The organism is Paenibacillus sp. FW101-FHT12H11 (assembly GCF_058790355.1).
This window is the reverse complement of record NZ_JBYTCO010000002.1, coordinates 884,126-908,923: the sequence shown is the minus strand read 5'-3', so window position 1 is coordinate 908,923 and position 24,798 is coordinate 884,126. Positions and strand designations below refer to the sequence as shown.

The following is a 24,798-nucleotide window of genomic DNA, read 5'->3' as shown; positions in this document are numbered from 1 at the left end:
TTCGAATGAATCCAATTGGTATCATGGTGGACAGTCTCCGGCTTGGCGTACGGGACGGTTTGAAAAAAGCGAAAGAGCTTGGCGCTGACGGGGTACAGATTTATGCTGTTTCCGGCGAGATGGACCCGGCGAATTTATCTTCCGGAGCACGTAAAGAGCTGAAAGAGTACATTGCCTCACTTGGGCTTGAAATCTCAGCACTGTGTGGAGATTTGGGCGGTCATGGTTTCCAGGATGCTTCTGTGAATGCGGAGAAAATCGAGAAATCCAAGCGTATTCTGGATCTTGCCGTTGAGCTTGGCACCAAAGTGGTCACAACGCATATCGGAGTCGTACCTGACCAAACCAACGATCCGATCTATGAGACGATGCACCGGGCTTGTGAGGAATTAGGGGTATATGCCAAAAGCTTGGACGCTTATTTTGCCATCGAAACCGGTCCGGAACCTGCAGCGCATTTGAAAAGCTTCCTGGATTCCCTGTCTACCAACGGAGTTTCGGTTAACTTCGACCCTGCGAATATGGTTATGGTAACAGGCGATGATCCTGTTCAAGGCATTATCACGCTGAAAGATTATATCGTCCATACGCATGTAAAAGACGGCGTTCGCTTGCGCCAGGTTGACCCGCGAGAAGTGTACGGCTCTCTGGGATACAAGCCGATGAGCCATGAGCAAATCGCCGAGGATGCAACGTCCGGGCTGTATTACCGAGAGCTTGCGCTGGGCGAAGGGCATGTTGATTTCGCGCGATACTTCCAAACGCTGCGTGACATTGGCTACAAAGGCTACTTGACGATTGAACGTGAAGTTGGCGAGCAGCCGGAGAAGGATATTGCCAGCGCTATTGCATTTATACGGAAATACCAATGATAAAAGCGGGACTGAGGATATGATGTTATCCTCGGTCTTTTTTTATGTTCAGATCTGGACTTTTCCCCACTTTTTTTAGACGGAAGCCCAAGCGTTTAGAAGTGAATAGATGGTAAAGTGGTTCTATAAACAATTAAATCTTATGGGCTTGTGTATATAAAAAGGAGCTGAATTTTCTTGACATTATCAAACGCTGCGCAAAAGGTTTGGCAGGAAATGATGCAAGATCACACCGGAAATTGGGGCATGGACATTGAGCATTGGGATTGGGTGCCGGGCGTTGGGTTGATCGCGATGCTTGACTATTATGAAGCTATAGGTAAGCCTGAAGTTCTGTCTTATCTGAAGCAGTGGATCGAGCGGAATAAGGAGAAGGCGAAAGGGACGAAGGTGATTAATTCGGTTGCCCCATTTGCGATTTTTCCTGCCCTGTACCGGCTTGAGGAAGACGAATGGTTCCGGGATGAGGCCGTTCGGATCGCGGAGTGGATGATCGCGGAGGCGCCTCGTACGAGGGAGATGGCTTTTGAACATACGGTAACGGAAAATGCGGTATTCTCCGAGCAGGTGTGGGCAGATACCCTATTTATGGCCGTATTGTTCCTGGCTCGGACCGCGTCTCTTGTTGGCAGCACGAAATATGCCGAGGAGGCGCTGCAGCAGGTGCTCATTCATCTCAGCGTGCTGCAAGATGAGAGCAGCGGTGTTTTGTTTCACGGATGGAACTGCGACTCCGCGGATCATATGTCCGCTGCACGGTGGACACGGGCCAATGCGTGGGTTGCGGCAGGTGTTCCATTGATCGTGAAGGAGATCGGACAGCTCATTCCTGTTCCTGCTGAACTTAAAGAACGATATGAGCGCTTAATCTCCGGTCTTATTTCTTATCAACAAGAGGACGGTTTGTGGAGCACAGTGATGGATCATCCTGACTTTTACCGGGAGGTATCCGGTAGTGCGGGGATCGGCTATGGCATTCGAAAAGCGATGGAGATCTGCCTCATCGAACGTAATGACCGGCATCAGTCAGCTGCTGATCGGGCTTTGGCCGCAGTGCTTTCCTCCATTTCGGAGGATGGCGTCGTGTCTGGCGTCTCTGGAGGTACTCCGGTCATGAAAAGCATCGCAGCTTATCAAGAGATTCCGCAGTATCCGACTTTGTATGGGCAAGGACTTGCGCTCATGTTGCTAGCCGATACTTGCCGGGATTCGGGAGAGTAAAGTAAGTAAACAAGCCAGAAGGTCTATTCAGACTTTCTGGCTTGTTTTATTTGAAGTTGTATATTCAATTTCAAGTTCGGGTACCACTTACTGTTTCCTTGCGATACTGTTTGGGAGTCAGGGAAGTACTTTTTTTGAACACGCTAAAAAAATGCGAAATATCGCCGAACCCCGTGGCCGCCGCGACCTCGGTGACAGGTAAATCCGTTTCAGCAAGCAGTCGTTTTGCCTTATTCAATCGATAGTCGGAGAGGAACTGTTTCATTGTGCTGCCTGTGGTTTCTTTGAACAAGTTAAACAACCTGGAGCGCGAAACGGGAAAAAGCACCAGCAGGTCTTCAACATGCAAATCCTCTTGATAATGCGCAATCAAGTAAGAGAGCACATTACCGATCAACTGTTGATCTTCCGACCTATTGGAGCTTGCAACATCATGATGTAAACCAAGCAGCAGGAGAAAAAATTCTGCCAGGCATTTTAGCACATTTAGCTCGAAGTGCGGCTTCTTGTCTTTTAGCGTTTGTTCCAGCTCGGCTAGCAGCATATGCAGTTGGTCCAGCTGTTGAACGGACAAAAAGTGATGGCTTGACTCGGGATGCATCGCTTTTAAGAATCCGGAGATCGACAAGTCTGTCGTTTGACAAAGCGCGTGAATGCCCTCCATATAAGATTCATCGATGGAAAGGACATATCTGTGGAAATCCTGATCCAGCACATGATAGGGACGATGAATGACGCCTGGTTGGATGACTGTCAGTGTGCCGGCGTGCAGGGGATATAATTGATCACCGGCAATGTAAGAGCCTGTCCCCTGCAGTACAAAATAAAACTCATACCCATTATGGGCATGCAGCAGCTGTTGATGAAGCGGCGACTTGCGGAGCTCGCAGTGCACAGGATAATTCGCCAGAAAATGATTCGTAAAGTCGTCAATGGCGTAATTACGGACTGTTGTAGGAATCGTTGTGCTCACGAAGATCGCCTCCTTGTTCTCAGTAACTGCATCTACTATACGAGATTGGTTTGCGAGTCGACAAGTTTTTTTTAGTAGCTCCTGAATTTCGGCTAACGGACCGGGCAGCCGTTATTGCGAGGAAATATGCTTCCGCAAAATTCTAACGGACGCCAGAGCCGCTATTCACGCTAATATCGTGAAAATTGGTTATGATTTGCCGAATAACGACATTGTAGTCCGTTAGAGTTGAGAAATGGTCAAATTAGTGCGAATAACGGCTGTGAGGTCCGTTACAGAGCAGTGGCTACTTGGGTGGGTTAGAAGATTGAGTCACTGTGGGTTGCATACAAAGGGTTGGATGATTGTCTTACTAATGACCCGCGGCCAACAAGAGGCGTGGGAGCTGCCCACTCAACCCGCCAAATAAATCGCAGCAAGAAAAACAAGCTGCAAAACCGTGCGGACAAGCAGCGAAGGCGTGGGCTCACCGCCAATCGTTAGTTTATGGCGAGCCGCCCGCACATTGGCGGGGAACATGGCGACGAGCAGCACCATCAGGCAGATGGATGCGATACGGGATGTGGCTGGAAACAGGATGCCGATCGCAGCGGCAATTTCCAACCAACCCGTGACGGTGACGATCAAGCCAGGTCTTGGGAAAGCCGGGGGAACCATGCGGATGAGGTCCGGCCGTCTTTTTCCCCAATGAGCGGAGGCCGTTAGCAGCAGCATGACGGCGACAGCGCTCTGCATAGGCGTATGCCAGCCTTCAAAATGGGAGACACCAAGCAATCCGAGTACCCAAAATATCGGATAGGAGACAATCAAGGCATAAAAAGGAATCATTGCAAGTCCTCCTTCTATTTTTTCAGTAATTGTGTCATCATACTGGCAAAATCTTCGAGTTGAAACCCCGCAGTCACCATCGGAATTGTGGAACGGACGCGTAATCCGAGAGAAAGAAGAACAAACAAATCGGCTGTTTTTTCGGCATCCACCGATTCCGGAATAACTCCGTGTGATTGGCCAGTAACGATCCATTCCTTAGATACCTGCACGGAGCGTTCATAGTACAGCTTAAGCGTTTCGGCAACTGCCGGCTGATCTTCTTTACCGAGCAAATAGATCAACACTTTGTTGGTCACTTCCTGTGCATCGTCCAGTGCCCGGAGATTTTCAAGGATTTTCTGCATCGGTCCTTCGAACGTTGCGCCGCCTTGCTGCACGACAGCCTGAAAGCGTTCATTGGTTGCATCCAATCGTTCCTGCAGCACCCAGGCGAAGATTTCATCTTTACTTTTCACATAATGGAAAATAGCGCCTTTGGACAAACCGGAGCGGTCCATAATGTCTTTCATGGTGATCGCCTCACACCCTTTTTCCCGGATGAGCTCTTTGGCTGATGTCAGCAGGACTCCCGTTGTTTGCTGCCTGCGCTCCTCTTGTTTCAATAAAATCACTCCTTCTTCATATCGTTGCAATAACCTTATTATAAATACCGACCATCGGTTTGTAAATAGCAAAGAATCGGGGGGAGTTTCCATGAATTGGATGGTCTTTTGAGTATCTCGGACGGACAGAAAGGTGGTATAAACTTCGAAGAGTATACGTTGTCAGGTCTAAACAACATACTGCAGCATATAGGGGTCGTACATCTTGCAAAGACGAAAAGCAATTCGTGGTATATTAGAAAAAATGCTGTGGTTCTGCCCTGTACTTATTATCGCTATCGGAAGTCTTCCAGACGTTGCGGGAAGCCTATGGTGGGATGCGTTCGGGGTGCTTTTATTTGTAGCTATCCTCATCATTTGCGGAACAGGTTTGCAACAAAAAGAAGAAAATTAATATATTTATAATAAAAAATTAATGTTTATACTCTATCATGGATCTAAGGGAGTGATAGATTATGACATCTTCTTACTTCGATCAATGGTTGGATGAGTATAATGATTATCTTAGGCTCTATGAGATATTTGGAGATAAGGAATATTTAGACGAAGCTGTAGAAATTCGCAATAGTTTGCAAGTGATTGTAGCTAGGGCCGAAAAACATAAATCAATCGTTTCGAAGGTGATGAGCAGCCAGATGCACGCATATGGCAACGCCTAACTCCATTGAAACGAAAAACAGACTCTAGCGCTTCTATTGCGCAGAGTCTGTTTTCATAGACACCTTTATTCGGTGGCAGCTTCAGATTGTGCATCGGCCTCAGGGGTCGTGTCCAATTTTTGTGTGCCAAGTATGGTGACAAGAACAGTCTCAGGATCTGAGAGAACTTCAACGTTCTTGGGTACTTTAAGATCAGCTACGGTGAGATGTTCACCAATGCTTAGTGTACTAATGTCAAGTGCAAGTGATTCTGGCAGCTTATTAGGCATACATCGTATCATGACTTCATGCGACTCTACTTGGAGAATGCCGCCTTCCTTCGTACCTTTGGCTTCTCCAATAAACTGGATGGCAATCGCGGTATCCAGTTTTTCTTTCATATCAATTTGCAAAAAGTCGACATGCAGCAATTGGCCAGTCAGAGAATCCTTCTGGACGTGATGGATAATGACGGATTCCTTTGATTTCGAGGGCAAAGCTACATTCAAAATAGCATGCGGATTGCGTTTCAGGGATGCTCGGATTTCTTTTTCCGGGACGGTGACATGTTCGGAATCCATACGAGAGCTGTAAACTACAGCGGGAACTTGACCTTGTTCTCTCAGTTTCTTCACGGGACCTGTTCGTTCAGATAGTAAAATCGTTGTGCTCATGTTCGGCACCTCCGTAGCGTAGTTAGAGCGGCGTTCAGCCCTATATTCATTTACCCGCTAGCGTGAGGAGTGAAACAGGAAATAAATAGGAAGATTTTTTTTATTTTGGGCTTCTTTATCTTTCCATTTGAGAGTAAAATAGAGGACAAGAGGAGGATTGATAAAGGATGAGTACACTGAAAAGTTTCACTGATTCTGATCAACATATTTCGTTGGAGTTAAGAGATGATCATCTAACTGTGCTGCGTTTACACGGTGAAACGTCTATTTACCCTTTCAAAAATATTACTCTTGCCTCTGAGCCGATTCCAGAGTATCCCTTGAACCGCGTGGCGCTCACGGTTATTGATTTCAACACTGGTGTAACCGATTTCAAATTTTCTTCTAGTAAAAATGATTTTGAGATTTTCGTCCAAACATTGATTGAAATTCATAGTGAGTTTGTGCCAAATCATTAAATCTATAATACGCGATGGATACGATCAGGATAGCCGAGGCGACTCGGTCTATCCTTTTTCTATTTGATTTTTATGATATTGATTTCTGAAAACCTCAGGGGTTAAACCTACGGACTTACGAAAAGTTGAAATAAAATGCGAAGCATCCAGAAAACCCGTAGTTTCCGCGATCTGCTTAATCGTCAAGTTATGCCCGGTAATGAGCAGTTCTTTGGACTTCTGAAGCCGCAGCTGCAGCAGGTATTGATAAGGGGATAAGCCAAATGCTTTGCGGAAAAGCGTATTGACGTGCTGCGGACTGACGCCGAGCTCATTAGACATCCAGGTAAGTCCGACATCTGCGGAACCAAAGTTTTGCTCCAATTGAAATAACAGCGGCAATAAGCGCTCATGACTCTGCGAGAAAGAGGCGCTTTTGTTGACGTTTCCGTGTTTTTTGAGCAAAGTGAGAAATTGATAAACTTCCAGCGAGCCGTTCATTCCCGTGAAATCATAGCTATAACGATATTTTTCGTAAAAGTATTCGTGTATGTTAGCCAGCGGAGTTTCTGTCCCCCAGCTGATTTGGGTGGATAACGGGAACTCCAAGGCATAAACGATGGAGGCGGCGAGTGCGCCGTCAAAGGTCAAATACCAAGTCGACCATTTGGAGGAGAGAACTTTGTACTCATGCGGAATGCCCGCGGCGAGCAGCATGCCTTGATTCTCGCCAAGCTTGATGGATTGATTGTCGAGGATGATTTCTCCGGCACCTTCAATTGTTTGCAGCCAATGAAAGCAGGGATAACCTTCCTCGCGTTTATAATAGTGTTGCTGACTCTCATAGCCGACGGTTTCCAGGATCAGTGGCAGCTTGCGGTCCGTTTCGGTGATGACGAAAAACTTCCTGTAGTCTATAGCCATATCTGATAGTCACCTCTTTCATTTTTTAATATGTCATGCGTAGTATCTTATATTTTAAAAGAGATTATTGTCAGTTACAATAAATACATCGTTGATGAAAATTATACAACACCAATAAAGTGAGGTATTAATCCATGGCTAATAAGTATGTCTATACAGCGCCTTTGAACGGTTATCCGGAATGGAATAACAATCCGCAGATTTTTCAACTGAACCGTTTGGAAGCGCATGCAACGTTGATGCCTTACCGGTCGGAAGCAGAAGCGCTTGCAGGAGTTCGGGAAGCTTCTGAGTTCTATCAATCTTTGAATGGAACGTGGAAGTTTCATTTTGCAGAGAATGCTGAGGGGCGGCCTCAGGAGTTCTATAAGAACGGCTACGATTGCAGCGGCTGGTCCGACATTGCGGTGCCGTCCCATTGGCAGCTGCAAGGTTTTGATTTTCCGCAATATACGAATATTATCTATCCATGGGTAGGTCACGAAGAAGTGAAACCACCTTATGCGCCTGTGAAGTATAATCCTGTCGGCTCGTACTCCCGGAGCTTTACGATTCCGGCATCTTGGGCAGAGCGGCCTGTGTACTTGAGTTTTCAGGGGGTTGAATCCGCTTTTTATGTTTGGGTGAACGGGGATTTCGTAGGTTTTAGCCAAGACTCATTCACACCCGCGGAATTTGATATTACGCCATACCTGGTTGAGGGCGAGAATAAGCTCGCTGTTGAAGTCTATCGGTGGAGCGATGCAAGCTGGTTGGAGGATCAGGATTTCTGGCGGTTGAGCGGGATTTTCCGCGATGTTTACCTTTACGCCACACCTGTCGCACATATTGCGGACTTCAAGGTACTGACGGATTTGGACGAAGCTTTAGAACATGCCGAACTGCGCATTCAGGCGAAAGTTACGAACTATGATGCTCTTGGCACAGGAACGCACCGCGTAGAAGCTGTTTTATATGACAGTGAACAAAAGCCGTTATGGTCATCTCCTTTATCCGCGGCCGTTGAACTCAGCGGCAGCCAGAAGCAGGATGTGGATTTGTCCGTTCAGGTGGAAAATCCGGCACAATGGAGCGCGGAGAAACCTAACCTCTACACGCTGGTTTTGAGCTTGAAGGACGAGAATGGAACCCTTCTGGAAACGGAGAGCTGCAAAGTAGGTTTTCGTAAGTTCGAAATACACGATGGCTTGATGAAAATCAACGGTGAGCGCATCGTATTCAAAGGCGTCAACCGCCATGAATTTGATACAGACCGCGGCCGCAGTGTCGATAACGATAGCATGATCGCTGATATTTTGCTGATGAAACAATTTAATATTAACGCGGTCCGAACGTCCCATTATCCGAACAATACACGTTGGTATGAGCTATGTGATCAGTATGGACTATATGTCATTGATGAAACGAATCTTGAAACGCACGGATCATGGAGTTACGCCCAGGAGGAAGAGGGAGACACGGTTCCAGGCAGCAAGCCTGAATGGACGGGGGCTGTCCTGGATCGCGCGAATTCCATGATGCAACGTGACAAAAATCATCCTTCGATTGTGATTTGGTCGCTCGGGAATGAGTCATGGGGCGGGGATAATTTTATTAACATGCATGACTTCCTGCGTGAGGCCGATCCTTCCAGAATCGTTCACTACGAAGGGATTTTCCACTGCCGGGACTCTGAGGCGGCCTCAGATATCGAAAGTCAAATGTACTCCAAGATTGACAAAATTGAAGAGTACGCGAATAACAAGCCGAAGAAACCGTTTATTTTATGTGAATACAGCCATGCGATGGGGAATTCCTGCGGTAATTTATTTAAATATTGGGAGCTGTTTGAGAAGTATCCGGTTCTCCAAGGCGGCTTCATATGGGATTGGATCGATCAATCCATCCGTACAACAACGCCTGACGGTGTGACTTATCAAGCTTATGGCGGCGATTTCGGGGATACGCCGAATGACGGCAATTTCTGCGGCAACGGTCTAATTTTCGCTGATCGCACACCTTCGCCGAAAATCTATGAAGTTAAAAAGTGCTATCAAAATGTGAAGATTACACCGGTTGATCTGGCAAAAGGCCAAGTCGCTGTGACGAATCAATTCTTGTTCACGGATCTTAATGAGTTCAATTGGACGTGGACGATCGAGCGTAATGGCGTTGCTGTTGGTGAAGCGAAGCGCGGTCAATTTACTGTGAAGCCTGGAGAAACGTCCACAATTGAACTCGAATTGGATGCGTACGAAGCAGCCAGTCCAAGTGACGAGTACGTGCTTACGATCAGCCTTCAATTGGAAGTTGATGCCTTATGGGCACCAAAAGGGCATGAGGTCGCGTGGGAGCAATTCCTGATGCCTGTCCGTCAAGCGTGGGCGCATGTTGATTTCGTTGCGCACGCAGAATCTGCTGCAGCCGTATCTGAGCTTGATGCTGTGCAAATTGCCGCAACGAACGATTCGATTACGCTGAAAGGAAGCAATTTCTCGCTTCAATTCCAAGCGGCAACCGGTAATATCACTTCCTATCTCTACGAAGGAACTGAGTTGTTCCTGACAGGCCCAGCGCCTAATTTCTGGCGCGCCTACACGGATAACGACCGTGGCAACAAGCATCACATTCGTTGCGCGCCATGGCAAGAAGCAGGCAGCGGAAGAACGCTGCAATCCTTGCAAGCGAAATCTGGCAGGGATGGCCGCGCCGAAGTTCATGTTTATTATGAGCTTGCTACAACGCCGGCTTCAACAGTGAACTTGGTGTACACGGCATCGCCGGATGGGGAGGTCGAGGTGCGCATGGGGCTAGTTCCCGGCGCCAACCTGCCAGAGATTCCGGAGATCGGCATGATGTTCGAGTTGGACCATGCCTTCCAGCAATTAAGCTGGTACGGCCGCGGGCCACACGAAAATCACTGGGATCGCGCGACAGGAGCGAAGCTTGCCCTGCACAGCGGAACCGTCCAGGAGCAATTCGTTCCGTACTTACGTCCGCAAGAATGCGGAAACAAAACGGATGTGCGTTGGGCGACATTAACGGATAACACAGGCCGCGGACTCCGTATTACGGGACTGCCGACTGTGGAATTGAATGCTCTGCCGTATTCGCCTTCGGAATTGGAAGCTCATGACCATCCTTATAAGCTGCCGGTCAGCGAAAAGGTAGTGCTGCGCGTGAATTACAAGCAGATGGGCGTTGGCGGAGATGATAGCTGGGGGGCAAGAACGCATCCGGAGTTTACGTTGTTCGCCAATCGCACGTATGCGTACTCGTTCAGCTTTAAAGGAGTCTAACTGTGCTGCCATTGAGCAAGGATGTAAAACACAATTAAAAAGAGGGTGTACCTCGCCATTTCGATGGCTATGAGGGCACCCTCTTTTTGTAGTTAATGTGATACTGCGCCTTGTTCTTGAGTCGGATCAAGTTTCTCTTTGCTCATGGCAATCGCGCAAAGGAAGGCGATCACTGCCGGAACAATTGTCCATGCGAATGTGAGAACGATAGAAGACGATAGAGCACTGGTGATTTTTTCTAAAATAGGACCAGGAATGTCCAAACGTTTAGTTGGATCGAGCAAGGTATGCGGGTCGCTGGTAGCCATACCTGCAGGCATTGCGCCTTGCCCCGCAAAGGCATCCGTCAGCTTTCTAGTGAATGCGTGGCTTTGGATAATTCCAAACACGGTGATTCCCAGCGTCATTCCTAAGGAACGAAGGAAATTTAGTGTGGAAGAGGCCGATCCGCGCTGTCTGGCATCAAAGAGATGAATGGCGGCATTGCTCAATACCGAGAAGGAAGCCCCGATACCTAAACCAACGATAATCATATAGATCGTTACGAGCCAGCGTGGCGACTCAGGAGATAACGTCGTCAGCAGAGCAACACCAACTGCCAAAATAAGAGTGGTAGGAATCATAATGCTGCGGTAGCTCACTTTTGTCATTAAGAAACCGCCGCCTGTTGCAGTGACGACAGAACCTAACATCATGGGCAGTAAAACTAGGCCGGAGTTCGTCGCTGTTCCGCCAAGCACACCTTGAACGAAGATGGGGATATAAACAGAAGCCGTAATAAAAGCGGCGCCGCTAAAAATGGCTACGGCATTGCTGGAAGCATACAACCGGCTTTTGAACATGGCAAATGAGATAATCGGCTCGGCAGCGCGGCGTTCTACGAAAATGAAGATGATCGCTAACACGGCGAACAGTGCCAATAATCCGAGGATAAACGATGAATCCCAAGCATATGTTTTGCCGCCTAATTCAAGCGCGAACATAAGGGAGACGATGGCCCCGACAAGTGTCAAAGCGCCCCACCAATCGATTCTTTGCTTCGAATGCTCAACGGATTCGCGGTAAAAGAAAGCGATAAAAATAAACGCGATTAAACCGAGCGGCAGGTTAATGTAGAAGACCCATTTCCAATTCACATAATCCGTAATATAGGCGCCTAGCAAGGGACCGAAAATACTGGACATACCGAATACGGCGCCGAACAATCCGCCTAGTTTACCGCGGCTTTCTATCGGAACGGCGTCGAACATGATGGTAAAAGCAATAGGTACCAGCGCACCGCCGCCAATCCCTTGAATCGCACGATAAATGCTGAGTTCAATAATGGAATTAGCCGTTCCACATAAGATGGAACCTAGCATAAATACGATAATCCCGAAGATGAAAAACTTCTTTCGTCCATACATATCGGACAATTTCCCAAATATCGGCATGCCGGCCATCTCGGCGACCATATAGGCGGAAGTGACCCACACGAATTTGTCCAAGCCTCCTAATTCCCCTACGATGGTACCCATCGCTGTTGCTACAATGGTGTTATCCATGGATGCCATCAGAATGCCAAGCAGAAGCCCGGCGATTACAATGCCTATTCCTTTATTTTTGGTTTGTGTTGACATGAAGGTGGTATTCCCCGCTTTCTTAATTAAATGATGGTAACCTGCGTGAGATTTGCTTTAAAGCCTTTTAAAACGGCATATGTGCCTTTATCCATCTTAGCCCCGTCAAAAATTGTTTTTTTGACATCGGTTTTAAACGAACAGTTTTGAAAAACGGCGTTGCGGAAAGAGGTTTCTTTTAACCCTGTATAATGAAAAATAGTTCCGGTAAAAGTTAGGTTATCCAAACATACGCCCGCCAACTCCGAAGAGCTGAAGTCGGTGTGGTTAAATTGGCAATTCCGGAAAGTAGCTCCCTTGAGGTTGGACTTTTGAATCTTGGCATGGGTCAAATTGGAGCCGTCAAAATTGCAATTGTCCAAGTTGCTGCATTTAAAAGAAGCATTCGTTAAATCCGAATGGCTAAAATCAGAGCCCTGCAGGTTGCTGTAATTAAACTTCCCGTCGTGAACCTGAACAGCTCTTAAATCCGACTTTTGCAAATTTTGTTTCGAAAAATCAATGCCAACGATTTGCTGCAGCTTCGTCGTACTGGCATGGATGCTTCCGATGAGCTCGGAAATTTCGCCAATAGAGGCGATTGTTCGCTCAAAAGCGGCTTTTTCATCAAGGCCATCCTTTTGCAAGTCGCTGAATCTTTCCTGCAAGTCATGAAAAAGCTCTTCTTTTAACTCCCGAATTGGCTTTAAATCTTCGTAATTAGAGAAAACTTCGTCCAAATAAGCAGAAAGCTTGGTATTCATGGGTGATTCCACCTTTCTTATATGAATAAATCGAGGATGCTTTTTGCATGTTCCCAATTCCGCTTGTTCGTATCAAATGTCTCTTGCCCTTTGTCGGTGATCCGGTAATACTTTCTTCTGCCGCCTTGCGTTTCGTCTCCCCAATAAGAAGTAATGTTCTCTTCCTGTTCAAGGCGTTTGAGGCTGGCGTACATGGTAGCTTCCTTGAGCTCGTATTCTCCGCCTGTGGTTACTTGCACAAGCTTGGAAATTTCATAGCCATACTTATCACCTGACATTAAAAGCTTAAGAATGATGCTATCGGTATGCCCGCGAATAAGCTCAGACGTTATTTTTAAGTCAAAGATGATCCTCACCTCCTGTTTTACATTATATTCAAGAGTACTATATCTGTCAATGTAGTACTGCGGAGGATACACATCTTTCATTGACCGCACAGAACGGGGATGATAAGTTAGAAGAAGTATTGGGAAAAATTGCGCAGTATCCCGTTGGAATTGTGTGTTTATTTAGAAAGGTGGTTTTTTGCGTGGCATTGAATCCAGCACAAACCGTAGTAGGACTTGTAGGCACGGGTGTTATGGGTAAAAGCATGGCAGGTCATTTTATGAAGGCAGGGTATCAAGTTCATCTGTACAATCGGACAAGATCCAAAGCACAGGACCTCGTTGATCAGGGTGCACATTGGCAGGATTCCCCTGGACAATTGGCTCAGCAGTGTGATGTCATTATCACGATGGTAGGTTTCCCTAGTGATGTGGAAGAAATTTATTTAGGCGAAAATGGTATCCTGCAGAACGCTAAGCCAGGAAGCTATGTCATCGATATGACAACGTCCTCGCCCAAACTTGCCAAACAAATTGAAAATGAAGCGCGTTCCCGCGGGTTATTCTCACTCGATGCGCCTGTTTCAGGCGGAGATGTTGGAGCGAAAGAAGCGAGATTGTCGATCATGGTTGGCGGATCGCGCGATGCGTTTGATGCGGTTTTACCGTTATTTGAGAAGATTGGCACGAATATCGTCTATCAAGGGGAAGCGGGAGCGGGCCAGCATACCAAGATGTGCAACCAAATCGCCATTGCCAGCAATATGATGGGCGTGGTTGAGGCGCTTGTATATGCAGAGAAATCAGGATTAGATCCTGCTACGGTGCTAAAAAGCATTGAATCCGGCGCAGCAGGCAGCTGGTCTTTAAGCAATTTGGCGCCGCGGATGATCGCCGGCAATTTTGCACCTGGCTTTTATGTCAAACATTTTATTAAAGATATGAAAATTGCCCTTCAATCGGCTGAAGAAATGAATGCGAAGCTGCCAGGGCTTGCTCTGGCCAAATCGCTGTATGAGCAGCTTGCGGCCAGTGGGGAAGAAGACAGCGGGACACATGCATTGTATAAGCTAATAAGCAAGCTTTGATCGAAAAAGCTCGGGGGAGAGGGACGACCGTGAAAATTGTCATTGCACCTGATTCTTTTAAGGGCAGTTTAAGCGCGAAAGAGGCTGCTCTAGCTATAGAGAAAGGCATTCAGAAGGCTGCACCGTCATCGGATACGGTGCTTGTTCCGATGGCTGACGGCGGCGAGGGAACCGTAGACAGTCTCATTAGCTCGACACAGGGGACCAAAATCAACGTTTCAGTAAGCGGGCCTTTGTTGGACAATGTGATAGCCGAATACGGCGTTCTTGGAGACAATGAAACCTGTGTCATCGAGATGGCTACGGCTTCAGGGCTCTATTTGATCTCAGAGGAACAGCGAAATCCTTGGCTGACGACGACCTACGGAACAGGGCAGCTTATCAAACATGCTTTGGATCATGGGTATCGTAAGTTTATTTTGGCGCTTGGCGGCAGCGCGACCAATGACGGAGGAAGCGGCATGCTTCAAGCGCTTGGGTTGGCGCTCCTGGATGCGGAAGGACAAGCTGTCCCTCATGGTGCGCTAGGTCTTGCGAAAATTCGCAGCATAGATGCTGCGGATTGGGACGCCAGAATAGCGGAGTCGAGTTTTACGATTGCCTCTGATGTGGTTAATCCGTTCATCGGCCCGCAAGGAGCGTCCTATGTGTTTGGCCCTCAGAAGGGGGCGACCCCTGAGATGTTGCCAGAGCTCGATGAGGCGCTCCGCCATTGGGCGGATATCATCGAGGCGCACACAGGCATAGCCGTACACCATCTGCCTAGTGCAGGGGCTGCGGGCGGGCTTGGCGGCGCGTTCCAAGCTTTTTTCCCATCAACCGTTAAGCGCGGCGTTGAGATTGTCATGGACAAAAGCGACCTGAGCCAGCACTTGCAGGAGGCATCTCTCGTGTTTACGGGAGAAGGCCGAACTGACGCACAGACGGCTTCCGGCAAAGCTCCCATGGGGATTGCTCAAGCGGCGCAGAAACTTGGCGTTCCTGTTTTTGTATTGAGCGGTTCCATCGGACCCGGCGTAGAGTCCCTCTATAACCATGGCATCACGAGCATCCATAGTATCGTCAATGGACCGATGTCCTTGCATGAAGCGATGGAAAGGACCGAGGAGCTGCTGACGCAAAAAGCGGAGCAGGTCATGCGGACTTATCTGGCTGCTCGGAATATGTAAGCTTGTACTTTTTGAAAAAGTCTGTCTTTCTTCCCGCGATTGCGCCGGAGGATAGGCAGGCTTTTTTTTGAGCAAACATTGTAGCCTAATGTCAACATGGTATGCCGTCAGGTCTCAGTTAGCTGCTTTCCCAACCCCGCACTATCCCATCAACCTACTCACCGTACAGCCAACTTCAACCTTACCCGCCAACAACAAATTTAAAAGAGCATAGCGGGAATTCCGCTATGGCTTCACTAGAGGGAACTAGCGTCCTCTATTCCGAGAAAAACGTGCCTTTTCCTCGTTGAGCGGAACTGTTGGGTCTTATATTGCAGCTATGGCAAGTTTATCGTGGGAAAGTGGCAATATAGTGTCCCGTAGTTCCCCCAACAAGTGGAACATGCCTCTTTTCAGGGGAATAGAGTCCTGTAGTTCCCTGAGAATGCCGTCAGGTCACAGTTAGCTACTTTCCCAACCCCGCACTATCCCATCAACCTACTCACCGTACAGCCAACTTCCACCTTACTCGCCAAAAACAAATTTAAAAGAGCATAGCGGGAATTCCGCTATGGGTTCACAGCTAGAGGGAACTAGCGTCCCCTATTCTGAGGAAAACGAGCCTTTTCCACGTTGAGCGGAACTGTGGGGTCTTATTTTGCCGCTATGGCATGTTTATCGCGGGAAAGTGGCAATATAGTGTCCTGTAGTTCCCCAAACAAGTGGAACATGCCTCTTTTCATTGGAATAGTGTCCTGCAGTTCCCCTAAAGCAACGCCGAAGAACAATCTCCCGTTTCTCGGGTGATCGCTCCCTCTTCGACCGACTATCACTCACATCTCGAGCACCCATCGCTCGAGCAAGCGCTCGTTGACTCGCTTTTCGAGCACCCATCGCACGAGCAAAACCCCGCTCATTCAAGCTCTCACAAAGGACCATTCCGTCCATTTCAGGAATATAACTGTTTCTTGAACAAAAATAACGGTTTTTTATTTGGTAAATAAAATATACACAATGTATCATTTGAGAGGTAGTGAGAAACATGGACGAAGCAACATGAAGTTACTTAGTTAAGACGAAAGGAGGCAGCGAATAACCAATAATAGCCACTTTGAGCAGTATATCTAGGGGAAAAATTGGAGCCGCTTTCAAGGTAGTTGGCGGAAATGTGCACGTTTATGAATATTTTTCCAATATAATCTTTAATTATTGCGTGTATCGACTTTCCCTCTTCGGCCAGTCAAGGAACTGATTCTTAAGCCTCAACTCTCTTTCATCATTCGACAAATGTCGATAGAAAGAAACAATTTGTATCGCATACATATCATTTTCTGACAAAATACGCGACATATCTCCGATTAGGAAGGTGACGAAAAGCATGGTGTACAAGAAACTCAGCCTAGCAAAGAAAGCGCTTACTATAACAGCCGGCTGCATGGTGATGTTCAGCAGTATGGTCGGAACAGCAGCAGCCGATGAACAATCAGGCAATCAGGGAACGACGTCGGGCATTCAATTGGAATATTTGGATCGTGGCTTGACAGCGGTTGTCAAAGGCAATGGCGTGTTTCTCAGTTGGAGGCTGCTTGGCAATGAGGTTACGGGCTACTCCAGCACGGGATTAACGGGGACAAACTTTAATTTGTATAAAGACGGCGTGAAAATTGCTACGATCGACGACAGTACGAACTATTTTGACAGCACAGGAACGGTTTCATCGAAATACTACGTAGCTGCGGTCGCTAACGGAGATGAAGTGGATAAAAGCGCATCCGTTACGCCATGGGGCAGCGGTTTCTATGATTTGCCTTTGAAAAAGCCGGCGGATGGCGTTACACCAAAAGGTGAAGCATACACCTACAAAGCGAATGACATGAGCGTTGGCGATGTCGACGGTGACGGTCAATATGAATATTTCGTCAAATGGGACCCGTCCAACTCCAAAGACGTCTCTCAAAAAGGTTATACAGGCAACGTATATGTAGATTGCTATAAGTTTGACGGGACGTTATTGTACCGAATTGATCTTGGGGTCAATATTCGAGCGGGTGCGCACTATACGCAATTCATGGTTTATGATTTCGATGGCGACGGAAAATCAGAGATGATGTTCAAAACAGCACCGGGTACAAAGGTCAGTAAATATGATGCTCAAGGTAATGTGACATCCACGAAGTATATCACGATGCCGGGCGAAGATCTTGCCAAAGGCTATGCCAATACGGACGATTATCGGTTGAGCGCCGAAGGTTACTACGATCATGTGGTGAACATGTTCATGAATTGGGATAAGCACCCAGAGGTGCTGAACGGTTCTTGGCCTAAAACGTTGGAAGAATGCTTCGGCATCGCCAAAAAATATTCCTATCCACTGTCTGAAGGGGATGCCAAGCTTTTAGCGGATTATTTTATAGACGTGTATGCGCCAAGTCGAAGCACAAATAACAAATTGCGGGAATTTGAAGGCTTTGTTGTAGACGATCCTGAGTATTTATCGGTGTTTGAAGGCGCGACAGGCAAGGAACTGGAAACCATCCACTACAAGCCGGGTCGTGAAGATGACGGACTCATGTGGGGGGATTATGCGCTTGCAAGAATTGAACCGGCCAATCGTGTGGACCGATTCTTAGCAGGGGTATCGTATCTGGATGGCCAGAATCCTTATGCAATCATTGCCAGAGGGTACTATACGAGAAGTACGATCGTGTCGTACCGATGGAATGGTAAACATTTGCAAGAGTATTGGTTCGTAGATAGCGGATGGGTGAAAATGACGAATCCGTTCAATGACACCCCTCACGGAAGAGAGGGATCTAATCCTGCTTATGCAACACTGACGACGCAAGGTGCTCACTCCTTGACTAGCGCTGATGTGGACGGCGACGGCAAGCAAGAAATTGTATACGGCTCCTCAACGATTGACCATGATGGCAAATTGTTGTACAGCTCCGGCGATACGATTGCTTCAGGTCCGAATGCTGGAAACTATGCGTTGCTGGGCCATGGAGATGCTCTGCACGTTACAGACATTAACCCGGATCGTCCTGGTTTGGAGATCTTCATGGTTCACGAAGGCGCGACAAGCGTACCTTACGGCTACTCCTTCCGTGACGCGAAGACAGGTGAGACGATTTATGGCGCCTACACCGGGAAAGACACAGGACGTGGCATGATCGGTGATGTCGATGCATCCAAAAGAGGTATCGAAACGTGGGCTACGGCCCTGCGTATGGCCGATGGCACCACATTAGGAACATCCATGCCAGGCACAAACATGAGCATCAAATGGGCGGGCAACATGACGACGCAAATTGTGAATGGCGCGGAAGGTTCAACGCCAACGATTGATGTTTGGGGCGGGGCTAGAGCGCTGACGGCTACAGGCACGACGACCAATAACTCCACGAAAGGGAATCCTTCGCTTGTTGCCGATATTTTTGGCGACTGGAGAGAAGAATTGCTCGTTCGTAAGACGGATAGTTCCGCTATTCGGATTTATATGAGTACGGATGTAACGAATCACAAGATTTACACATTAATGCATGATCCGCAATATCGGGCTGAGATCGCTAGACAGAACACAGCGTACAATCAACCGGCATATACGAGCTTTTATTTTGCCTCTGACACGGATTGGTCCAAGGTGCCGATTCCAAACTTGAAGCCTTTTGCAACAGGGGCATCCTTAAGCGGTCCTGACGCCGTCGCTCCCGGGCAATCTTTCAATGTTACATACGGATTGAATCACGTTTCCTCGGAGGTAGTAGCTGAGGATATCACCATTGACGTGGATACGAATAAGTTGGATCTGAATAATACGCCTCCTGTTTCGCTCGACGAAAACACATTCAAGATTGTGGATTACAAGCAAACACCAGGCAAGCTTCGCATTCTTGGCGTTCACTTCGGCGATAAACAAGCGCTTCCTAACGGTCCGCTATTCACCATCGGCTTGACGGCCAAAGCTTCCGTGCAATCCGGAGTAGGAACGGCAGCCGTCTCAGCGTTAACTGTTGCGAACGGTGCGGGCATCGAGCGGCAGCTGCAGGGCAGTTCGTACGCCGTGCAAATTGGCTCTGGAGACAAAACGCAGTTGAATGCTCTCATTGCTGAAGCACAAGGTGTAATTAGCAGCGCAGTTGAAGGCAGCCATGTTGGTGAGTATCCTTCTGGCTCCAAAGCCATTTTGCAAGCAGCTATTGATAAAGCGATTCTGGCTGCGAATGATCCGACGATCTCTCAAGAGCTTATTAATCAAGCGATTGCTGAGCTTTCCGCTAAACTTCAAACTTTCCGTCAATCTGTGGTTACAAAAGTGGTTGGTGACTATACGAATGATGGCAAAGCAAGTATCGGCGATTTGGCGCTTATGGTTAAAGCGTATGGTAAATCGGTCGACAGTCCAGATTGGAACGATTGGAAACAATTTGACCTCAACAACGATAAAATGATTGATATCGAAGATCTTTCAGCACTTGCGCAGTTGATCATTAACGAAGACTTTTAAGCGGGATTTTCCTTAATTAGCGGGTGGGAAGGCAGGGAAAGCTGCTGCTTTTCTCCCCGCACCCATTCACATCACGGAGAGGACGGAGGCTACGTTGAAAAAGAAAGGGCTTTTATTCGCATTATGTTTATTTCTGTGCATTTCATTCAATTCCGCACAAGCTATGGCGGCTGAGTCGCCAAGCTACTCCTTATCCCTAACCAGCAATCAAACCCAAGTCGGGAGTCAGGTGCGAGTCGTTGTCAAAGGCATCCATGTGACAGACCTTTTTGGCTACGAAATTCGATTATCCTATGACACGACCCATTTACGTTTTATAAAAGGAACGAGCCCGATGAACGGATTTTCCGTTCCGGCTATCGTAAAAGAAGGGCAAGTTATTTTTGCCCATACCAAAGTTGGAAAATTACCGGGGGATTCAGGGGATGTGGAACTTGCCTCCTTTACGTTTGAGAATTTGTCAGAAGGACCAGCGGAGATCAAACTTATACAGGTCAAAGAAGTGACGAGCGCGATGCAAGCAGCTACGGTACCTTCCGATTCCAAGCTCGCGATGGATATTACGCCTAAGCAGGGAGTGGCTATTACTTTTAGTGATATGGCCAATCATTGGGCACAAAAAGCCGTCGAGCGAGCAGCGTCGCTTGGTATTGTAAACGGCTACGACGATGGAACATTCCAACCGGACGGCAAAGTAACGCGAGCGGAGTTCACAGCTATGCTGGTACGTGCGATCTCGCTTACTAGCAAGGATGCACAAAATATGCAATTCTCCGATATCGCCGATATCCCGCAATGGGCCAAAGCTTATATTTTTGAAGCGGCATCCGCTGGCGTGGTAACAGGTTACGAAGATCATTCCTTTGGTGCGGATCGGCTCATTTCGCGCGCGGAGATGGCGGTTATGGTCGCACGGGCAATCGGTCTGGAGTCAAACTCCGATGAGGCGGTTTCCTTTGCCGATGAGGATCGGATTCCGGCTTGGGCGCTGCAGGAAATCAAAGCTTCACGTAAAGCTGGATTGATTCAAGGCAGAGACAACAACTATTTTGTTCCAGATGATCAAGCAACACGAGCTGAAGCGGCTGTATTAATTCTCGCAGCTTACGATAACTTCCAATCGGCAAATGAAAGGTAGATGAACGCGAAAATGAAAATGAGAAAACTTCCGCTCTTTTTAAGCGCAACGATGGCGTTCGCCATATTTTCAGGCTCAGCCGTACTTCCTAAGACAGCTTCTGCTGCTCAGCAAGCCTACCTCTTTGATTTCGGAACAGCGACAAGTCCTGTAGCTCCCGGTTATACACGAGTTTCTGAATCTACGTTGTATAGCAGCGCTACCGGATTTGGTCTCAGCAAAACCATAGCGAGTAGAGATCGTGGAGCTGGTTTCAGCGATATTTTAAGAGATTTTGTCATTGATAAAAGCTTCTCATTTAAAGTGGACATGGAAAATGGGGATTATTTCGTCAAAGTTACCGCAGGCGATGGAACGGCAAGCAATAAGACGGCCGTAACGATTGAGGGGATCAATCGGGGTTCCACGAATACAGCCAGCGGCAGCTTTCAGGATGTCACGGCTGTTGTCACTGTTGCGGACGGACAGATGAACGTGGACATTGGCGGCAATGACGGCCGTGTCAACGTCATCGAAATTACGCCGGCTGTGGTCATGAGCGGTGTCAAAGTGGACAGAGTGAACGTATCTCCATCTCCAAGCGTACAGCTTAGTTGGAATGCTGCACAAGGTGTGAGCGAATACAGCATTTACAGGAAAGGTGAAGGACAAGCCGAGTATACCAAGATTGGAACAACGAGCGCAGCAGCGTATGCAGACAGCTCAGTTGAACTTGGTTTAACTTATACGTATGCGGTAACAAATACAGTCGGTGGTTATGAATCACCGAAAAGTGACCCGCTGTCGGTAACCGTTGCAGATGGAACGGGCCAAAAACCAGCGGTCCCCGGCCATTTTCAAATCACAAATGCCACAGAAAGTTCTGTTAGTTTAGACTGGGATACCGTTTCTGAAGCTGTTTACTACTATGTTTACAGATCGGCAGGCGAGACGGGAATTTACAGTAAAATTGCCGGAACATCGGATTCATCCTATGTTGATCAATCCGTGACAACGAATATTCCTTACTTTTATAAAATTGCAGCCGTAAATTCGGCCGGGTTATCCGATCTCACAGCCTCTGTCGTATCACCGATCAAAAAAGTGTTCCAACGTCAAATGGAACGTCTGGAACGAGGCACCACGGCGATTAAAGTGAGCAACGGCGTGTATGTCGGCTGGAGATTGCTGGGCACAGAGCCAAGCAGCATTTCATTCAATTTGTATCGGGACGGCCAGAAGATCAACAGCTCCCCGATCACCTCAAGCACGAACTTCCTTGATACGGAAGGTACGCTGCAGTCAACATATACGGTTCGAGCGATCGTGAGCGGAATTGAGCAAACGGCTTCCGGCAGCGCCTCTGTCATGGAAACGAATCATTTGGATATTCCTTTGAATAAACCTACAGGGGGCACTACTCCAGATGGGGTCGCCTATACATATAGCGCGAACGATGTTAGTGTCGGTGATTTGGATGGCGATGGACAATACGAATATGTGGTGAAATGGGATCCTTCCAATTCCAAGGACAATTCGCAGTCCGGTTACACTGGCAATGTCTATGTGGATGCCTATGAACTTGACGGCACCCAATTATGGCGTATTGATTTGGGGAAAAATATTCGGGCTGGAGCTCATTACACACAGTTTATGGTGTATGATCTGGACGGGAACGGCAAAGCGGAAGTCGCCATGAAAACGGCGGACGGAACCATTGACGGAGCTGGAACTGTGCTTGGGAACGGGGCGGCGGATTATCGCAATTCATCAGGTTACATTTTAACCGGTCCTGAATATCTGAGCATTTTTGAAGGTACCACAGGTAAAACGCTTAATACGACTTCTTATGAACCTCCAAGAGGAACGGTGGGGAACTGGGGAGATACGTACGGTAACCGAGTCGATCGTTTTCTGGCAGCAATTGCTTATCTGGATGGCGAGCACCCAAGTCTGATTATGGCACGTGGCTACTACACGAGAACAGTTCTTGTCGCGTACAACTGGAAAGACGGACAGTTAACGAAGGTGTGGACCTTTGATTCAAACACGCCCGGAAATGGCAGCTATGCAGGTCAAGGAAATCACAACTTAAGCGTTGCGGACGTTGACGGGGACGGCAAAGATGAAATTGTGTATGGCGCAATGGCGGTTGACGACGATGGTACAGGACTTTATACAACGGGCTTGGGACATGGAGATGCCATGCATTTAAGTGACTTGGACCCGGATCGCCCTGGGTATGAGGTTTTTCAGGTGCATGAGGAAAAGCCGAGCCGTGCAGGCTTGGAATTCCGCGATGCGAAAACAGGCGAGCTCATCTGGGGGAAACCTACGACCTATGATGTAGGCCGTGGTGTGTCCGCCGATATCGACCCACGGTACAAAGGGGCTGAATCTTGGGCCATTGATGCGGGAGGCTGGAACAGTACCTCCGGGGGTATGTACGATGTGAAGGGCAATGAGATTTCCACGCATATTCCGCCTGCGAACTTCGCGATTTGGTGGGATGGAGATCTCCAGCGTGAGCTGCTCGACCATACCTACAATGATACGACGCTGACCGGTGTAGGTAATATTTTGAAATGGGATTATGAGAATTCACAAGTGAAGACCCTGCTTTCAGCAGAAGGTACGTTCTCCAATAATGGAACAAAAGGGAACCCGGGCCTGCAAGCCGATCTATTCGGTGACTGGCGTGAAGAAGCGATGTGGCGGCTTGAAGACAGCAGTGCGCTGCGCATCTATATGACAACGGATGTAACAGATTACCGCTTCTATACGTTAATGCATGATCCTGTATACCGATTAGGTGTGGCTCGTGAAAATACCGGCTACAACCAGCCTCCTCATGTGAGTTACTATCTCGGTGGAGGGATGACCCAACCGCCGATGCCGAGCATTACGGTGCCAGCAGGTGAGCCGCAAGAGCCGGGCATTATGTTAGGCGGGGGAAGCACATTAAAACCTGGGGAGACGCTCACGCTGACATACGGTCTAAGCGGTATTACGGAGCCCATCATCGCCCAAAACGTGAGCTTTACCTATAATCCGGATTACTTCGAATATGTATCAACCAAAGAATTGCAAGATGGTGTGAGTGTTGTAGGCAATGTGTACAGTACACCTGGCAAGGTGCGAGTTATCTTAGTTAGTTTGGGAACTGACTACGGCGTGACGGGCAATAGCGAGCTGATCTCGCTACAGCTCAGAGCCAAGTCGGTTGGAAGTACGGTTGTCACCAACGTTTACAGCTCGGCTGAGGTGGCGAATGCAGCAGGGGTGGAAACTGTTTTCCAAGGCGTAGAGAAACCGATTACGATCCGTTATGCCGACTTGTCCGCGTTGAATACACTTATTAGCACGGCTGAGACGACATACGCACAGGCGGTAGAAGGAATTGGCCAAGGGGAGTATCCAGCTGGATCGAAAGCTGATCTTCTGGCTGCCATTACGAAGGCCAAAGCCGTTCAAGCGAATCCGAATGTTACACAGGCTGAAATTACGCAAGCCATTGCTGAACTGAATGCCGCGCTGACAGCGTTCCAAGCTTCCGTGCACACAAGTCATGGATACGATGTGAATAACTCCGGTCAAGTGAGCATCGGCGACTTAGCCTTTATTGCCGCTCATTATGGATTAAGAAACACCGATCCTAACTGGAATAGCAAAGCGGACGTCCATGTGGACGGTATCATTGATATTCTGGATTTAAGTGAAGTGGCCAGCTACATTTTAAAATAGCTATAAGAAAGGCCTGGTGGGGATCTATGATCTTCCTGCCAGGCTTTTTTACGCGT

19 protein-coding genes and 1 pseudogene are annotated in these 24,798 nt (G+C 47.9%); 12 read left to right on the top strand and 8 right to left on the bottom strand.

What is annotated here, in order from left to right; genetic code table 11:
* The first annotated feature begins 5 nt into the window (after nt 1-5).
* Nucleotides 6-872: a sugar phosphate isomerase/epimerase family protein gene (locus AC3WTJ_RS09920; RefSeq protein ID WP_492521611.1), complete on the top strand. Its 867-nt coding sequence runs from the start codon at nt 6-8 to the stop codon at nt 870-872.
* A gap of 177 nt (nt 873-1,049) precedes the next feature.
* Entirely contained in the window at nt 1,050-2,093 is a 1,044-nt protein-coding gene (locus AC3WTJ_RS09915) for a glycoside hydrolase family 88/105 protein (protein WP_492521610.1), read from the top strand.
* A gap of 70 nt (nt 2,094-2,163) precedes the next feature.
* Here the strand turns inward: AC3WTJ_RS09915 and AC3WTJ_RS09910 are convergent, their stop codons facing one another.
* From AC3WTJ_RS09910 to AC3WTJ_RS09900, 3 genes are all read right to left on the bottom strand, one after another.
* The gene (locus AC3WTJ_RS09910; protein ID WP_492521609.1) at nt 2,164-3,066 is read right to left on the bottom strand and encodes an AraC family transcriptional regulator; all 903 of its coding nucleotides are present in this window, start codon (nt 3,064-3,066) and stop codon (nt 2,164-2,166) included.
* A gap of 393 nt (nt 3,067-3,459) precedes the next feature.
* Nucleotides 3,460-3,894, bottom strand: coding sequence for a DoxX family protein (locus AC3WTJ_RS09905; RefSeq protein ID WP_492521608.1), 435 nt, complete (start codon nt 3,892-3,894; stop codon nt 3,460-3,462).
* A 14-nt stretch (nt 3,895-3,908) separates the two neighbouring features.
* On the bottom strand, nt 3,909-4,499 hold the full coding sequence (locus tag AC3WTJ_RS09900) for a TetR/AcrR family transcriptional regulator (protein ID WP_492521607.1): 591 nt from the start codon (nt 4,497-4,499) through the stop codon (nt 3,909-3,911).
* A 205-nt stretch (nt 4,500-4,704) separates the two neighbouring features.
* Between AC3WTJ_RS09900 and AC3WTJ_RS09895 the strand changes: the two genes are divergently transcribed.
* Complete coding sequence (locus tag AC3WTJ_RS09895; protein ID WP_492521606.1) at nt 4,705-4,893, top strand: hypothetical protein; 189 nt, start codon at nt 4,705-4,707, stop codon at nt 4,891-4,893.
* 61 nt (nt 4,894-4,954) lie between these two features.
* A complete protein-coding gene (locus AC3WTJ_RS09890; RefSeq protein ID WP_407872007.1) occupies nt 4,955-5,158 on the top strand; it encodes a YodN-related protein in 204 nt (67 codons plus the stop codon).
* A 65-nt stretch (nt 5,159-5,223) separates the two neighbouring features.
* Here AC3WTJ_RS09890 and AC3WTJ_RS09885 read toward each other — a convergent pair whose 3' ends face one another.
* Nucleotides 5,224-5,811, bottom strand: coding sequence for a 50S ribosomal protein L25 (locus AC3WTJ_RS09885; protein ID WP_407872008.1), 588 nt, complete (start codon nt 5,809-5,811; stop codon nt 5,224-5,226).
* A gap of 167 nt (nt 5,812-5,978) precedes the next feature.
* Here AC3WTJ_RS09885 and AC3WTJ_RS09880 point away from each other — a divergent pair, with 167 nt between their 5' ends.
* Entirely contained in the window at nt 5,979-6,269 is a 291-nt protein-coding gene (locus AC3WTJ_RS09880) for a hypothetical protein (protein ID WP_407872009.1), read from the top strand.
* 48 nt (nt 6,270-6,317) lie between these two features.
* Here the strand turns inward: AC3WTJ_RS09880 and AC3WTJ_RS09875 are convergent, their stop codons facing one another.
* On the bottom strand, nt 6,318-7,172 hold the full coding sequence (locus tag AC3WTJ_RS09875; protein WP_492521605.1) for an AraC family transcriptional regulator: 855 nt from the start codon (nt 7,170-7,172) through the stop codon (nt 6,318-6,320).
* 134 nt (nt 7,173-7,306) lie between these two features.
* On the opposite strand from AC3WTJ_RS09875, the gene lacZ reads away from it, so the two are divergent.
* Entirely contained in the window at nt 7,307-10,450 is a 3,144-nt protein-coding gene (gene lacZ, locus AC3WTJ_RS09870; RefSeq protein WP_492521604.1) for a beta-galactosidase, LacZ type, read from the top strand.
* A gap of 92 nt (nt 10,451-10,542) precedes the next feature.
* Here the strand turns inward: lacZ and AC3WTJ_RS09865 are convergent, their stop codons facing one another.
* From AC3WTJ_RS09865 to AC3WTJ_RS09855, 3 genes are read right to left on the bottom strand one after another with little or no spacing between them, the layout of a single operon-like run.
* On the bottom strand, nt 10,543-12,069 hold the full coding sequence (locus tag AC3WTJ_RS09865; RefSeq protein WP_492521603.1) for an MDR family MFS transporter: 1,527 nt from the start codon (nt 12,067-12,069) through the stop codon (nt 10,543-10,545).
* A 26-nt stretch (nt 12,070-12,095) separates the two neighbouring features.
* The gene (locus tag AC3WTJ_RS09860) at nt 12,096-12,812 is read right to left on the bottom strand and encodes a pentapeptide repeat-containing protein (RefSeq protein WP_492521602.1); all 717 of its coding nucleotides are present in this window, start codon (nt 12,810-12,812) and stop codon (nt 12,096-12,098) included.
* A 17-nt stretch (nt 12,813-12,829) separates the two neighbouring features.
* Nucleotides 12,830-13,159, bottom strand: coding sequence for a PadR family transcriptional regulator (locus tag AC3WTJ_RS09855; protein WP_181646443.1), 330 nt, complete (start codon nt 13,157-13,159; stop codon nt 12,830-12,832).
* Nucleotides 13,160-13,341: 182 nt separating this feature from the next.
* Here AC3WTJ_RS09855 and AC3WTJ_RS09850 point away from each other — a divergent pair, with 182 nt between their 5' ends.
* The 6 genes and pseudogenes from AC3WTJ_RS09850 to AC3WTJ_RS09825 all read left to right on the top strand — a co-directional run bounded on the left by AC3WTJ_RS09850 (nt 13,342) and on the right by AC3WTJ_RS09825 (nt 24,742).
* Nucleotides 13,342-14,226 carry an NAD(P)-dependent oxidoreductase gene (locus AC3WTJ_RS09850; protein WP_181646437.1) on the top strand — a complete coding sequence of 295 codons (885 nt, stop codon included), beginning with the start codon at nt 13,342-13,344 and terminating at the stop codon, nt 14,224-14,226.
* Between the two features lie 29 nt (nt 14,227-14,255).
* A complete protein-coding gene (locus AC3WTJ_RS09845; RefSeq protein ID WP_492521601.1) occupies nt 14,256-15,395 on the top strand; it encodes a glycerate kinase in 1,140 nt (379 codons plus the stop codon).
* Between the two features lie 1,357 nt (nt 15,396-16,752).
* Nucleotides 16,753-19,035, top strand: a pseudogene (locus AC3WTJ_RS09840) (rhamnogalacturonan lyase); the annotation flags it as partial.
* Entirely contained in the window at nt 19,018-19,881 is an 864-nt protein-coding gene (locus AC3WTJ_RS09835) for a cohesin domain-containing protein (RefSeq protein ID WP_492521672.1), read from the top strand. The pseudogene AC3WTJ_RS09840 and the gene AC3WTJ_RS09835, both read left to right, overlap by 18 nt.
* Before the next feature lie 94 nt (nt 19,882-19,975).
* Nucleotides 19,976-21,019, top strand: coding sequence for an S-layer homology domain-containing protein (locus AC3WTJ_RS09830; RefSeq protein WP_492521600.1), 1,044 nt, complete (start codon nt 19,976-19,978; stop codon nt 21,017-21,019).
* A 12-nt stretch (nt 21,020-21,031) separates the two neighbouring features.
* On the top strand, nt 21,032-24,742 hold the full coding sequence (locus tag AC3WTJ_RS09825) for a rhamnogalacturonan lyase family protein (RefSeq protein ID WP_492521599.1): 3,711 nt from the start codon (nt 21,032-21,034) through the stop codon (nt 24,740-24,742).
* Nucleotides 24,743-24,798 lie beyond the last annotated feature (56 nt).

Bases quoted from the DNA above. Each gene is read 5' to 3' on its own strand.
- lacZ (WP_492521604.1), top strand. From the start codon at position 7,307: ATGGCTAATAAGTATGTCTATACAGCGCCTTTGAACGGTTATCCGGAA.
- AC3WTJ_RS09880 (WP_407872009.1), top strand. From the start codon at position 5,979: ATGAGTACACTGAAAAGTTTCACTGATTCTGATCAACATATTTCGTTG.
- AC3WTJ_RS09920 (WP_492521611.1), top strand. From the start codon at position 6: ATGAATCCAATTGGTATCATGGTGGACAGTCTCCGGCTTGGCGTACGG.
- AC3WTJ_RS09865 (WP_492521603.1), bottom strand. From the start codon at position 12,069: ATGTCAACACAAACCAAAAATAAAGGAATAGGCATTGTAATCGCCGGG.
- AC3WTJ_RS09875 (WP_492521605.1), bottom strand. From the start codon at position 7,172: ATGGCTATAGACTACAGGAAGTTTTTCGTCATCACCGAAACGGACCGC.
- AC3WTJ_RS09905 (WP_492521608.1), bottom strand. From the start codon at position 3,894: ATGATTCCTTTTTATGCCTTGATTGTCTCCTATCCGATATTTTGGGTA.
- AC3WTJ_RS09890 (WP_407872007.1), top strand. From the start codon at position 4,955: ATGACATCTTCTTACTTCGATCAATGGTTGGATGAGTATAATGATTAT.
- AC3WTJ_RS09860 (WP_492521602.1), bottom strand. From the start codon at position 12,812: ATGAATACCAAGCTTTCTGCTTATTTGGACGAAGTTTTCTCTAATTAC.
- AC3WTJ_RS09825 (WP_492521599.1), top strand. From the start codon at position 21,032: ATGAAAATGAGAAAACTTCCGCTCTTTTTAAGCGCAACGATGGCGTTC.
- AC3WTJ_RS09885 (WP_407872008.1), bottom strand. From the start codon at position 5,811: ATGAGCACAACGATTTTACTATCTGAACGAACAGGTCCCGTGAAGAAA.